Source organism: Streptococcus sp. GMD4S (assembly GCF_000296955.1).
Genome location: NZ_AJRE01000054.1, coordinates 1 through 14,172 on the forward strand (window position 1 = coordinate 1; position 14,172 = coordinate 14,172).

Genomic DNA, 14,172 nt, shown 5'->3' on the forward strand with positions numbered 1-14,172 from the left:
CCGAGGACAAAGAGTTGTCCTGCTGGGACTTTCATTGGGAAGGTAGCCCCTTCCTTATAGAGCAGCGTTTCTTTGTAGATATCCTGCTCTTGTTGAGGAGAACCGTTGATGATGAGACCATTTTCGTTTATATCGATCGTACTTCCTTCGGTTGCAATGACACGCGCCACTCTTTCCTTACCTTTATAACTATAGACAAGCAGATCACCAATCGAATAACGTTTATCCAACCTATAGTAGACAACCAAGTCGCCATCTTTTAAGGCTGGCTTCATGCCATCGTCATTGTATCTCAATAGTCCAAAGACAAAAAAGTAAAGGGTGGCCAGTACAAACCCAACCATCAGAAGCTTACTGACTAAGTAGAGGATATCTCCCCATACACTCGGCGGAGACTTATCCCGATTGACTTGTGTTACTGTTTTCTTATGTTTCTTTTTAAGTAGCATTATTTTCTCCTATGTACCACTAGATATCCGAGTAGGATTGTAAAGAAGATTCCCCCTAGAGGAAGGATTATTCCTAACACGAGTGTACTGCTGAGGAAGTCAACTCCGGTTTCAGGCACGCTATTCTTATTATTCGTGACTGTCGCGGACTTATCCCCATCCAGTTTGCCTTCTTGATTTTCATAAGATACCTGATATCCACGAGAAGAGTTTGATTCCTCTTCAATAGTGTAGTGACTATCGAGTGGAAGTCCATCAATTTTTATGGTTTGGTCTTTACTGAGATCTATAGACGCTCGACCATTCGTAAATTGCAGAGGGGTTCTTTTATTATTCACCGTTGCAGTATAGGTTCCATTCAGTGGACTGTTCTGAGCATCCCTGATGTTAATGGTAATCTTGAAGGATTTTAATAAGTTGGCAAATACGCCTGTAACTTTTTTTGTGACTGATAAACTTGGAAGCTTGTGATTCGTAACAGTGCTGGTCTCGTCTTTATTCAGATCGCCCTCTTGATTCTCATATGTAACGTGGTAACCGTTCGTTGATGCCGCTTCTTCTTCAACTTTGTAATGGGTTCCTCGAGGAAGATAGCTTAGAATACCTTTCCAACGTTTTCGTTTTTCGACACGGATCTCCGCTTCTCCATTTACAACAGTTATCTCGCCAAAAGTTCCATTCAATGGCGTAGAATCAGGAGAGGTTAGTTTTACCTTAATTCTAAACTCTTTGTTCAAGTTACTTTCAGCTTCCAACACTTTCTTAATCGTCAGACTTGGCAATTGTTTATAGATTACCTTAAAGGATGGTTTAGTTTCTGTACCAACATTTTTTATTTCTTTGGTAAAGGCTGGGACGTCCGGTGCAATTAAATCGTATTGATATCCTTTGGCAACTTTTTCAAAGTTCCTCGTTTCATTAGATACGTTTTTTCTAACATTCACATTGGTCTTTCGATATTCTTGATTGTCAGAACCTCTGTTCTTGTTCTTTTGAACCAGTTTCAGTTCAACATTACTCGGTTGATCAGCTGTAATAACAGTTCTCGCACCCGTCACACCTTGCCATTCAACTTCCACTGGTACCGTTAATGGATCTGAAGGCTTAAAGGTTGGGTTGTCAGAGTATTCTTTGGTCTTGGTTTGGTAGGTGCCTATTCCATAGGAATAGGTGACACTGGCACCTTTATTGGAGTAGAGTTTATTGACATCAGAACCTTCAGCATCACCGGCCTCTAGTTTTTTATCACCAGCAATGGCATCTAAGGCATCTTGACTTGATGTAACAGTAAATTTGAGGGCGTACTTCACACCATCATCAAGAATGTAGTTAGGATTAAATTTTGCTGTTACTTCGACCAGACCATTTTCATTCTTCCTTGTTTCCAGCGTAACCTTATCTGATCCCAAGGTTTCCTCTTTATCGTTTTCGATTTTTACAACTCGAATATTTGAACTGTTATCGGGAAGAAGTTGAACATATTTGGACAAAACATCCTTGATGGTCACATGGTGAACACCTAGGGGAAGGATTTTCTTGGTGATTTCCTTAAATTGTTCTCTCAATTCCCTTTCATTGTTAGCGGATAATATTTCGTTTGGAATGGAAGAATTATAACTACCAATGTACTCTTTTAGTTTAGAAATACTATCTGTACTATTAGAGTAGCGGAATTTGATAGAATAAAATCCATCAATCTTGGGAGCAAGATAACCAGAAACTGTTTCAGTAAACGTGTTTAGATTGGTTTGATACCACGATGGAGCTATTTCTGTTACACCATCATTATTGCTCCAATTGTAGATCGTATAACCTCTAGTATCGTAGTACATGTTCGCAAAACCATCTGACAAAAGAATAACAACCTTTTTTGCACTTGATCTGGCTGACTGAAGTAATTCTGTTGCTGACTGAAGTCCTGCTCCAATATTTGTACCTGTACCTATTCCTCCTTCGTAACCAATCGAATCACCACTATTATCAACAGACATTCTAGAAACCATTCTTTTGGCTCCTTGAACATCATTGCTCCAGTTTAATACTGTCTTAGCATCATCATGAGAGGAAATACCAGAAAAGTACCCCGCCCAAGCTGGCCATTGATAATAACTATTGTAACGTTGGTTATCTATTTTCCCACCAAATCCTACCATAGATAAACGGTTATTAGAATTGGATAGAATGGTATCAATTAAGCCCTTACGACCATTTGTTCCTTTTAGAGTATTTTTCAATGCGTCAATCCGACTGATCGTCCGTCCATCAAAAGATTGGACATCCTGATTCTGCATACTTCCTGAGAGGTCTGCTACTAAAACAACATCCAAGGGATCCGTTTGGGTCTCCGTTCCCAGTTTGGACGTGATATCCAATGACAACTCATACTTGTCATCCTGTCCTGATATCGGAGTAATTGTTTTATGAAGGGTTGTCTGAGGTTCTGTAGTAGAATCAGCATTTAACAGACTTATCGGAGCACACAAAAAGAGAATAGCTAACAGTGTAACTAAACGGCGTGCAATAATTTGAACTTTCTTAAAATCGAAGCGAATGTTCATTTTATTCTCCTTAACTAGAATGTACTAATATTGTTACTATATCAATCTAGGACATTTACAAGATAATTGTACAATAAAGTTCACGCAGTGTCAATTAATATGATTAATTTTATATTATGTTAATTAATAAAAGAGTATGATTCTTCTTTGTCTTTCAAACTATTCTATGGTAAAATGAAAAAAGAATAAAAAAATCTCATAAAATATCAATGCATATATTTTATTCTAGAATATCCAAAATTTCATTTGAAAGTCTATTGAATTTGAATTATTATATTTTTTCAAAATTCATGAAATTTTCAGAATAAGGTTTTTCCGAAGTTTGCATTCTATTTTATGATTGTTAAAGGAGTTTTTATGACTTATCCGAACCTTTTAGATCGTTTCTTGACCTACGTTAAGGTCAATACGCGTTCTGATGAACACTCTACTACTACTCCAAGTACGCAAAGCCAGGTAGATTTTGCGACCAATGTTCTTATTCCTGAAATGAAACGTGTCGGTCTGCAAAACGTCTACTACCTTCCAAATGGTTTTGCTATTGGTACCTTACCAGCTAATGATCCCAGCCTTACACGCAAGATTGGCTTCATCTCCCACATGGATACTGCTGATTTTAATGCTGAGGGAGTTAATCCGCAAGTCATTGAAAATTACGATGGTGGAGTTATCGACTTGGGTGATTCTGGATTTAAACTCGATCCTGCTGATTTCAAGAGCCTTGAGAAATATCCAGGCCAAACGCTTATCACAACTGATGGCACGACCTTGCTGGGTGCTGATGACAAGTCAGGGATTGCTGAAATTATGACTGCTATTGAATATCTGACTGCTCATCCCGAAATCAAACACTGTGAGATTCGAGTTGGTTTTGGACCAGATGAAGAAATCGGTGTTGGAGCTAACAAATTTGATGCTGAAGACTTTAACGTTGACTTTGCCTATACTGTTGATGGTGGTCCGCTAGGTGAGCTTCAGTATGAAACTTTCTCAGCAGCTGCTGCTGAGCTTCATTTCCAAGGGCGCAATGTTCACCCTGGTACTGCTAAAGGACAGATGGTCAATGCCCTTCAGCTAGCGATTGATTTTCATAATCAACTTCCAGAGAATGACCGACCTGAATTGACAGATGGTTATCAAGGTTTCTATCATCTTATGGATGTGACAGGTAGTGTCGAGGAGGCGCGTGCAAGCTACATCATCCGTGACTTTGAAAAAGATGCCTTTGAAGCTCGTAAAGCAGCTATGCAAGCCATCGCTGACAAGATGAATCAAGAGCTTGGGAATGATCGCGTTAGCTTGACTCTGACAGACCAGTACTACAATATGAAAGAAGTCATCGAGAAAGACATGACACCCGTTACCATTGCTAAAGCTGTTATGGAAGATTTAGGGATCGCGCCAATTATCGAACCGATTCGTGGTGGAACAGATGGGTCTAAGATTTCCTTTATGGGGATCCCAACTCCTAATATCTTTGCTGGTGGTGAAAACATGCATGGACGTTTTGAATACGTCAGTCTTCAGACCATGGAGCGTGCGGTGGATACCATCATTGGTATTGTAGCTTATAAAGACTAAAAAAGACGAGGTAGCTCAGCTACTTCGTCTTTCTTTTTATTCGTTTGGTTGAGCACTTGGCTCAGTCTCACTTTTCTCTTGCTTTTCGCTTGATTGAGAAGCAGTTGTTTCACTGCCTTTCTCAGACTTAGATTGACTGTCAGTTTCACTTGCTTTTGAACGAAGTTCTTGGTTCAAGCTAATGATTTCTTTAGCTAGAGTGAGGAGACCTTCTTTATCACTACTTTTAGCTGCGAGTTGATCAAAAAGGGCATCGACACGTTCAAAGTCAGCATCAGATCCTTTGTTATCCTCTAAGTACTTGTGAAGAGAGAGCAAGATATTATAGAGTTTTTGGTAGATAATCACCGTTTGTGGATCTTGTTCTGCTTCTTTTTTCTCTCGTTGGATAGTCGCTGCAATACGATTTAAAAGATCCTCAAGTTGTGTTTTAGCTTCGTCAAGGTCTGCATTTTCCTTTTCAGTAGCCGCTTTGATATTAGCTGCTTCTTCAGCTAGGGATTGTTTGACACCATCTTCTTTGACACGTGCTAGGAGTTGGGCAGCTTTAGTTAGGAGAGCATCCACTTCTTCCTTCTTAACATGACTAACCCGCTCTTCTGGCATAAAATCACCGTAGAGTTCTTTTAGGAATTCATAGATGGCGGTCTTAGCAGTTTGACTATCTACTTTTTCCGTATCTAGAATAGTCTTACCAACTTTTGTAGAAACGGGTTCTTCTTTGAGAGCTTCTTCTACTTCTAACTTAGTTTGGTAAATAGTTGGGAATAACTTGTTCAAGTCGGTTGCTTTGAGGAAAGATTGTGACTGGTAAAGTTCCCATGTCAACTTGGCAACACGGTTCCGAAGTTCTTCTCTCAAACGACCATCAGACACATGTTCGTAGAAGTACTTGATGTACTCTACTGTTGTAACCCCTGTCCGATCTCGGAAATCTTGCAAGGCCTGCAGTTTCGCTTCAATGACAGCCAACTCTGTCTCATCCTGTGCTAGTTTTGCTTCCTGCAAATGTACCAAAAGATCTTTCTTAGGCAAGCCATAAGTATCTGTATCCAATGTATTGATCTTATCTACTAGAGCTTGGTACTTCTTATCTAAAGGTGAAGTTTCAACCGGTGCCACATTTTGGTCCACATGGATATACTGTTTATTAAAGAGATCCAATGCTGCTAGGTATCCAGCAGTTGAGTTTGTTGCCAATTTTTTCATATTTTCGGTGAACTGCCCCAAAGCAAGTTCAACCCGTCTCTGCATGATTGGCTGGTCTTTGTAGAGACTTCTGCTATCTGCTAAAAGTTGATCCACCTTAGATAGAACTGTTTGTTCATCAAATGCTCCAGGTTGATAGGTCGATTGTAGGGCCGGAATCTTATTTTTCAAAGCTACTTCATAGCCATTTGTCTGAACCTTAATGTAGTGATTGTGATCACCGTGAGGAATCACAAAGCTACCATTCTCTACTTGCAAACTATAAGGAGACACCCCATCACGTAGGGCAGTCGTATAAAGTTCATTTAGGAAATCCAGTTCTGGATTTCCAGTTTGGAGAGGAATACGAACATGTTCTTTTCGAACAGCATAAGGATGGATATGGGTTGGATCATAGGCTTGATCCGGATTTCCAAAGACAAAGAAGCCGTTTGAAATACGAATCGCTTCGAGCGGAACCCCGTAGGTCTGTGAGATATACTTGATTTTTTCTTCATCGCTAGCATCTCTTGAGAAACTTTCCACAGTCTTTGCAAGTGGTTGAACGTGCTGAGACTGATGATTTTCTTTCAAGTGATCTTGGGCAGCTTTGATTTGGGCTGCAGTCAAGTCCTTCTTAAAGAAATAATGAGCGTGATCTCCATGAGAAACTACAAAACCTTGCTCATCTTCACTAATAACACGGTCAGCTGCAAAACCATGATCATGTTCTTCACCGTGGTGGTGGTCATGCTCCTCTCCATCATGGTCATGGTCTTCATGGTTGGTATCCTGACTTCCATGGTCACCGTCTTGGTCATGATGATGATCTGGTTGAGCTGGATGTTCTGCTGGTTTGCTTGGATTTTCCAAAGGTGTTGGCTTCCCACTGTCGCTAGATAAAGGAATCATACGTGCAATCTTTTCTTCCAAGGCAGAAAGTTTTGTATATGGGATGAAATGATAGTGATTTCCGTGTGGAATCGCTACGCCACTTGGTGTTCTGCTCGAAATCTTAGCAGGGTCAAAAATCAAGCCATCTGATTCAGCATAACGTTGACTACTTGGAAGAGCATAGAGTTGCTGCAATAGACTTTGAAGACTCTCAGCTTGATTACTTGGTGTTTCAGCCTGTTGACTTGGGTTGGTAGTTTGACCAGTTGCGTTTGGACTAGGACGATAGTCCGTCACAGTCGGTTGTTTTCTAGTTCCAGAAAGGTAAGCTTGAGCAGCAGCTAATTCGCTAGCAGACAAGGAACTCTTTGGAATGTAGTGGTAATGTCCACCATGAGGAACGATATAAGCATCACCAGTATCCTCTATAATATCAGATGGATTAAAGATGTAGCCATCGTCGGTAGTATAACGGCCTTGTGATCGCGCAAGTGTCACTGCACTGTTAGAAGTTGGTGCATCGTGAGTATGACCTTGTTTTTGGCGTTCAATTTCGTCCTTCGTACGAATATTATCAGCATGAGCCGCATCTTTAAGGTAGACATAATACTTACCATCAACCTTGATAATGTAGCCACCTTTGATTTCGTTGACAATATCAGCGTCTTTCAGTTGATAATTGGCATCTTTCATCAACAGTTCTTCGCTGAAAATCGCGTCAAAAGGAACTTTACCATTGTAATAATGGAAATGATCACCATGTGAAGTCACATAACCTTGATCGGTGATTTTCACGACAATTTGTTCAGCCTGAATATCTTCTTTTTTGCTAACTTGATCTGGTGTCTGGGTCTCTGTTTTTTGAGAATCTTGCTTCCCATCGACATAAGACACACGGTTATTATCTTTGTTTCCTTCTACCTGGTGTTGGTTCAATGCATAGATGCAAAGGCTTAGGGAAAGGACAAGAGCCGATCCTGCTGCAAGGTATTTCTTCTTCATTTTCATCATCTCCTCATTTTAATTCTTCTGCAAGAACATTCATGTTTTCTTCTAGATTTTCTAAGTAAGTTTTGTCATTTTCAGGATCTGCTTCTAAAGGATTGAGTGTCTTTAGGCTAACTCCTGTTGATTTGACCAAGGTCTCAGCGACTTTAGAAGAAGCATTGCTCTCAGTAAAGATGGTTTTAACCTTATAGGTCTTAACGAATTCCTGAATTTCTGTTAGTTGTCTCGGACTTGGTTCTTGTTCAGGGGAAATCCCTGCTATACCAAGTTGTTTCAAACCAAAGCGTTTAGCGAGATAAGAAAAGGCTGTGTGTTGTGTAACAAAGGTCTTTTGACTCGCTTTTTCAAAAATAGGCTGGTACTTCTTAGTCAATTCTTGGGCTTTAGCGATAAAGTTTTTAGCATTCTTTTGATACGTTTCCTTATTAGAACTATCAATCTCCGAAAGTTTGTCAGCGATAATCTGAGCTTCTTCACCTGCTTTTTCTGGATCTAACCAAGTGTGAGGGTCGTAGAGTGTTTTTTCATCGATGCCGTCACCAGCTTCTACATCTTCTAAGCCCGGTACACGCTCCAACGTCATCCCTTCAGAAGCTTCTAAAACCTTAACTTTTGAATTTTTCAAGTTAGGATCTAGACTTCCAGCCCAAGATTCGAGCGTATGAGAGTGATAGACAAAGACATCCGCATCATAAATGGCAGCAATGTCATTTGCTGATGGTTCAAAGGAGTGAATCCCACTACTTGACTGAATCATCCGTACATCATTCAAGTCACCTGATACCTCTTTGACCATGGCATAGATTGGGTAAAAACTTGTGACAATCTTCATCCCTTTTGATTCTTGTTTTTCTTTTTGGCTACATGCTCCTAAGACAAGAATCAACAGACTTGCCATTAATAGTAGAATTGTTCTTTTTTTCATCATTACTCCTTAACTAGTATTTAACCATTTAATTAACTAGTAAATAGTTTATCTTTATTTACACTATATGTCAAGATATTTTTCACATTTTCATGAAAAAAATGAGAACTAGAACTTACATTCTATTCTCATTTTCGATTTTAACTTTTCTAGTTCTCCTATCCTGTTTTTAGGATCTAGAAAATGCTTCTACCTTTACTTGCTCTCCTTTAATAAAGCCAACAACTTTTCAGCTTCAGCCATAATGGTATTGTTATCCTGAGCACCAAATAGCAGGTTATTTTTTAAGCCAGTGAGAGTTTCTTTGGCATTGGACTTGATAATGGGGTCTTGGATCTTTGCAAGTAGCTCTTCAGCCTCTCTCAACTTCGCTTCAACCTTTTCAGTCTCGACCTGAGGTTCTTCTGGTTCCTCTGGTAATTCTTCTTCCGGCTCCTCAGTTGGTTTTGGAGATTCTGGTTTCTCACTTTGAGGCTTCTCTTCGCGCGGCTTTTCTTCCTCAGGTTTGTCTGCCCGAGGTTTCTCTACTGATGGTTTATCCGTATGATTGTTATCAGCTTGACCATTTTGGTTTCTTTGAACATGGTCACTTGCATTTCCCCAACCACTATCTGAATGCGGACGTTCGTTTGGATGTTCGACATAGTACTTCACAGTCGCAAAGAGATCTTCTAGACTATACCCCTTAGGTGCCTCATAAAGTCCTTCGTCAAACCACTCAAATTTGATGTTATGGTAATGATCATAATGAGGAATGATTAAACTACCGTTTTTAACTTCCACGGTATGTTGGAGATTGTAAGGCATACGATCAAGAGGCACCTTCTTAGCTGCTTTCACGCGGTTGTAGATAGCTTCTGCTCCTTTAGTCTCTGTATTTCCTGTCGAAGGAGGTGTTAAACCTTTCTCTTTAGCATAAGCCTGGGCTGCCGCTCTTTCGGCTTCAGACAAACTATCTTTCTTAATCCAATGACTATGGGTCATATGTGGAGTTACATAGGCATCCCCCTCATCACTGGTGATATCACGGGGATCAAAGATATAGCCATCTTCTGTTGTATACTTGCCTGCCAACTTGGCTACCTGAATCTCATCATCAGTGTAGGCAATTTGCGCATTTGGTTTTCCTAGACGTTCTGGATGACGAATCGGTGCTAGAAATGCAAGTATATCTTCGACCAACTTAACTTTATCACTGCTTTCATCATTTAAACGTTCCAACAGTTTATCCAAAGCGTCAAAATCAACTTTACGACCTTTATTATCAAGTAAGTCCTGATAAATTCTTGCTAGTAAATCATAAGCCTTATTGTAAAATCCTCGATCACCAGATGGGAGATTGGTTTTCTTAGCTCCGAGTTTATGAGACAAACTTTCTTGCTTGGCTAGTTTACTATCAATTGCTGCTGCTGTTTCTGCTGAAAGCTTCTTGGCAGGAATATAACGTGAGGTTCCATTCTCCTCAAAGACATAGCCGTCAGCTACTTTTCGAATAGCCTGTTTAACTAATTTTTCATCAATTGGATTGCTTGGAGTTGGTTGAGGATTTGGTGCAGGTTGCGGGCTTGGACTAGGTTCCGGAGTCGGTTGTTCTGGTCTTGAATCCGGCACCCAATGGTTCGAACGATAGCGAAGTGGGATGATGCGAGCGATTCGTTCTTCCAATTCAGACATCTGTGAATAGGGGATGAAATGGTAATGGTTCCCATGAGGCACAGCAACTCCTCTAGCTGTTCGACTTGTAATCTGTGCTGGGTCGAAGACAAGGCCATCAGATTCTACGTGTCGTTGGCTGAGCGGCAAGGCGTAAAGTTGTTTCAGAAGGCTATCAATATCCTCATCACTTTGACTTGCTTGACTATCGTCACTACTGTTGTTAGATGTGTTCGTGTTCGTATAGCCACTGCCTTGGTTATTATAGGATGGGCTCCATCTATCTACATCGCTGCTAGCACTGTTGTTATTGGTACGGCGATAAGTAGGCGCCTTTGATTGGCCACTTCTACCAGATAGAAAGGCTTCTGCAGCAGCCAATTCGCTGGCTGATAACTCACTCTTAGGAATGTAATGGTAATGGTCGCCATGAGGAACGATATAAGCATCACCAGTATCTTCAATGATATCGGATGCATTAAAGATGTAACCATCATCTGTGGTGTAGCGTCCCTGTGAACGTGCCAAGGCTACCGCACCATCGTTTGCTGAAGTCCCTCTTTCACGATGCTGACTATGTTCTTGTTTTTGCCGATTGATTTCTTCTTTCGTACGGACATTATCCGCATGGGTTGAATCCTTAAGGTAAACATAGTATTTTCCATCTACCTTGATCACATAACCACCCTTGATTTCACTGATAATATCCTCGTCCTTGAGCTGGTAGTTTGGATCCTTCATCAGCAACTCTTCACTGATGATAGCATCATAAGGGACTTTGCCATTATAGTAATGATAGTGGTCACCATGTGAAGTGACATAGCCTTGGTCTGTTATCTTGATGACGATTTGCTCGGCATTAATACCTTCTTTTTTACTGACTTCATCAGGTGTCAAATTCTCTGTTTTTTGCGCAGCCTGTTTTCCATCTATATAGGAAACACGGTTATTTTCCTTGACCGTTCTAGCTTGATACAGTCCCAATTCATAAGAACAGACACTTAAAATTAAAGCTGCCGCAGAACCAGCAAGGTATTTTTTATTAATTTTCATCGAAACTCTCTTTCTTTTTTAATATTTCTATTTGCAATTCATTTCTAAATTGCAGAAACTCCTCTCTATTACTTAACTGGTTAATAGTTTACTCCTAAATTTGCAACTTGTCAAGAATTTTATGAACCAGTTAAGTATTTTTTGTTCTTCACCGCTACTTTCTCTAGAATGGAGTTTATATAAGAAAGATTTTCTTGAAAGTTCTTAAAAAAAATCCCTGCAACTGGGTTGCAAGGATTTTTTGATTAATCAAAATTAACGTATTCTTTTTGAAGTTCAAGAACTTCTTCCATTGTTGAGCATTCTGTAAGTGCACGGTTTGCGTACTCTTCCATCTTAACTGTATCGAGTTTCTTCATCAAGCTACGTGTACGAAGTACAGATGTTGCTGACATAGAGAACTCATCCAAGCCCATTCCGACAAGAAGTGGAACAGCCTGTTGGTCACCAGCCATCTCACCACACATACCTGCCCATTTACCTTCAGCGTGAGCTGCTTTGATAACGTTGTTAATCAAACGAAGGATTGATGGGTTGTATGGTTGGTAAAGGTATGAAACTTGTTCGTTCATACGGTCTGCTGCCATTGTGTATTGGATCAAGTCGTTTGTACCAATTGAGAAGAAGTCAACTTCTTTAGCAAATTGGTCTGCAAGCATTGCTGCTGCTGGGATTTCGATCATGATACCAACTTGGATATTATCCGCAACTGCAACACCTTCAGCAAGAAGGTTTGCTTTTTCTTCGTCAAAGACTGCTTTCGCTGCACGGAATTCTTTCAAGAGCGCAACCATTGGGAACATGATACGCAATTGACCGTGAACAGACGCACGAAGAAGGGCACGGATTTGTGTGCGGAACATAGCATCTCCAGTCTCAGAGATAGAGATACGAAGGGCACGGAATCCAAGGAATGGGTTCATTTCGTGAGGCATATCGAAGTAAGGAAGTTCCTTATCTCCACCGATATCCATTGTACGAACGACAACAGGTTTACCGTTCATTCCTTCAAGTACAGCCTTGTAAGCTTCGTATTGCTCGTCTTCTGTTGGGAAGTCTTGAGAATCCATGTACAAGAACTCTGTACGGTAAAGACCAACAGCTTCAGCACCGTTGTCATTGACACCTTCAACGTCTTTTGGAGTACCGATGTTGGCAGCCAATTCAAAGTGTTTGCCATCAGCAGTTACTGTTTTAGCATCTTTCAAGAGAGCCCATTCAGCTTTTTGTTTCGCATAAGCTTCACCAGCAGCCTTGAATTCAGCCGCCTGCTCATCAGTTGGGTTGATAATAACTTCACCTGTGATACCGTTAACGGCAAGAATGTCACCATCTTTAACGATTTCAGTGATATTGTTTGTACCCAATACTGCTGCAATTTCAAGCGTACGCGCCATGATAGCTGAGTGGCTTGTACGTCCACCAATGTTGGTTACAAAAGCTTTTACAAAGTTTTTGTCCAACTGAGCTGTATCTGAAGGAGTCAAGTCATGCGCAATCACGATTACTTCTTCATTGATAGAAGCTGGGTTTGGCAATTTTTTACCAAGGAGGTTTGCCAATACACGTTTTGTCACGTCGCGGATATCCGCTGCGCGTTCTTGCATGTATGGGTTGTCTTCCATTCCTTCAAAGATAGTGATAAACATGTCTGTTACTTCTTTCAGACCTGCTTCTGCATTCACTTTCTTCGCACGGATAGTTTCTTTAATTTGGCTGATCATTTCAGGATCAGCAAGCACCATTAAGTGAGCGTCAAAAACTTGAGCTGCTTCTTCACCGAGCGTACCTACTGCTTTCTCGCGAATAACAGAAAGCTCGTCTTGTGATGCTTGTAGAGCGGCATCAAGGCGAGCTTCTTCTGCGTTTGTATCTTCGACTGTAATAGTCTCAAATGACAAATCCGGTTGAACGAGTAGATATGCTTTTGCAACTGCAACACCATCAGATGCTGCGATTCCTTTAAGCATTTCTGTCATTTTCCTTATGCCAATCCTTCTTTTTCCATAGTTTCAGTGATAGCAGCGATTGCGTCGTCAGCATCTGCACCTTCAGCTGAAATTGTAACGTCAGCACCTTGGCCAACACCAAGACTCATAACACCCATGATAGATTTAAGATTTACTGATTTACCTTTGTATTCAAGAGTGATATCTGAAGCAAATTTGCTAGCTGTTTGAACCAACAATGTTGCTGGACGCGCGTGAATACCTGTTTCTGCCACTACGTGGAAATCTTTAGAAGCCATAGTTTGACTCTCCTTTAGTTATTTCTTTTTTGAGTTATATGTGATAACCCTTACAAGACTGTATTATATCACCTTCTAGATAATTTTTCAAGTATTTTATGGACTTTTACTGAAAATGAAATTACTTCTTTTTCTATTAAATGAGCACTCTAGTAACTAAATAGCATATCTAAACACTAATTGTTCAAAGAATGTCATCATCAAAATTCAATTTTCAAAGCTATTTTCCCTTAATACCAATCAGAGGACAATCCTAGTAAATAATGAAATAATACTATTTAACTATAATTAATATAACTCAGTAAATCCATTATTTGAAAAGACTTCATCAAATCCTGAAATTCTAAAACCTACTCTTACCATCAACAGTAGAGAATTTATCCAATTTGCTACTTAAAGTAAAATAAGTTTGTAGCCCCTAACAGTAAAAAGGTAGATATATCTAAGTGGTATAAGTAGAACTAAAACTTTGATTGATTCCATTCAAATAAAGTATCCAACCAATCAAAAACGACATTATGGGCGAGTCTTAGATTATTGACTTGGCAATGAGCGTCCGCACCACTTTCCGCCTCAAATACTTGAAGTTTAGTTTGTTGATTTTTAGATTTAAGT

Annotated in this window: 8 protein-coding genes and 1 pseudogene; 1 reads left to right on the forward strand and 8 read right to left on the reverse strand. The window is 40.1% G+C overall.

Translation table 11 applies throughout. The features are described 5' to 3' along the window. Together sipA and pitA are read right to left on the reverse strand one after the other, a co-directional pair. Nucleotides 1–449 (reverse strand): PI-2 pilus system signal peptidase SipA (gene sipA / locus GMD4S_RS05270; protein WP_000924789.1); only part of this gene is annotated, 449 nt, incomplete at its 3' end. Next, nucleotides 449–3,007, reverse strand: a complete 2,559-nt coding sequence (gene pitA, locus GMD4S_RS05275) for a PI-2 pilus tip adhesin PitA (RefSeq protein WP_001026090.1) — start codon at nt 3,005–3,007, stop codon at nt 449–451. The genes pitA and sipA, both read right to left, overlap by 1 nt. Nucleotides 3,008–3,364: 357 nt before the next feature. On the opposite strand from pitA, the gene pepT reads away from it, so the two are divergent. Then, nucleotides 3,365–4,588, forward strand: coding sequence for a peptidase T (pepT, locus tag GMD4S_RS05280; RefSeq protein ID WP_000222029.1), 1,224 nt, complete (start codon nt 3,365–3,367; stop codon nt 4,586–4,588). A gap of 36 nt (nt 4,589–4,624) precedes the next feature. Here pepT and GMD4S_RS05285 read toward each other — a convergent pair whose 3' ends face one another. The 6 genes and pseudogenes from GMD4S_RS05285 to GMD4S_RS13735 all read right to left on the reverse strand — a co-directional run. Next, nucleotides 4,625–7,672: a pneumococcal-type histidine triad protein gene (locus GMD4S_RS05285; protein WP_000731456.1), complete on the reverse strand. Its 3,048-nt coding sequence runs from the start codon at nt 7,670–7,672 to the stop codon at nt 4,625–4,627. A 13-nt stretch (nt 7,673–7,685) separates the two neighbouring features. Further along, complete coding sequence (locus GMD4S_RS05290; RefSeq protein WP_000747440.1) at nt 7,686–8,603, reverse strand: metal ABC transporter substrate-binding protein; 918 nt, start codon at nt 8,601–8,603, stop codon at nt 7,686–7,688. A gap of 195 nt (nt 8,604–8,798) precedes the next feature. Further along, nucleotides 8,799–11,309, reverse strand: a complete 2,511-nt coding sequence (locus tag GMD4S_RS05295; RefSeq protein WP_000700242.1) for a pneumococcal-type histidine triad protein — start codon at nt 11,307–11,309, stop codon at nt 8,799–8,801. A 245-nt stretch (nt 11,310–11,554) separates the two neighbouring features. Continuing rightward, nucleotides 11,555–13,288: a phosphoenolpyruvate--protein phosphotransferase gene (gene ptsP / locus GMD4S_RS05300; protein ID WP_008289239.1), complete on the reverse strand. Its 1,734-nt coding sequence runs from the start codon at nt 13,286–13,288 to the stop codon at nt 11,555–11,557. Between the two features lie 5 nt (nt 13,289–13,293). Further along, nucleotides 13,294–13,557, reverse strand: coding sequence for a phosphocarrier protein HPr (locus GMD4S_RS05305; RefSeq protein ID WP_000146948.1), 264 nt, complete (start codon nt 13,555–13,557; stop codon nt 13,294–13,296). Between the two features lie 461 nt (nt 13,558–14,018). Next, nucleotides 14,019–14,172, reverse strand: a pseudogene (locus GMD4S_RS13735) (dipeptidyl aminopeptidase); the annotation flags it as partial.